Origin of the sequence: Neorhizobium huautlense, assembly GCF_002968575.1 — a bacterium.
Lineage (GTDB): Bacteria > Pseudomonadota > Alphaproteobacteria > Rhizobiales > Rhizobiaceae > Neorhizobium > Neorhizobium huautlense.
Genome location: NZ_PVBM01000144.1, coordinates 1 through 249 on the forward strand (window position 1 = coordinate 1; position 249 = coordinate 249).

The 249-nt window shown below is 55.8% G+C and carries 1 protein-coding gene; it reads right to left on the reverse strand.

Annotated features, from left to right (window positions below; genetic code table 11):
• On the reverse strand, nt 1-145 hold a 145-nt coding region (gene tnpB / locus C5L12_RS29340; RefSeq protein ID WP_205839408.1), incomplete at its 3' end, for an IS66 family insertion sequence element accessory protein TnpB.
• Nucleotides 146-249: the final 104 nt, after the last annotated feature.

Sequence of the window (249 nt, forward strand, 5' to 3'; positions counted from 1 at the left end):
GGGCATGGTTGAGCTGCACCCGGTTATGGCCGATCCGTGGCCAACAGAACTGGGCCTTCTCCAGCCGCTTCGAGTAGAGGCAGACGCCTGATCCATCCCACCACACGATCTTGACCCGATCGGCACAACTACCGACATTCTGCATACGTTTCCCGTTATTCGACGATTGCCTATCCTTGGCACCCGCTGTTCGGGAAGAAAGTGCAGGTCTCACCGTTCAGGCGTGGCAAAAGTTTAATCTGCATCTAC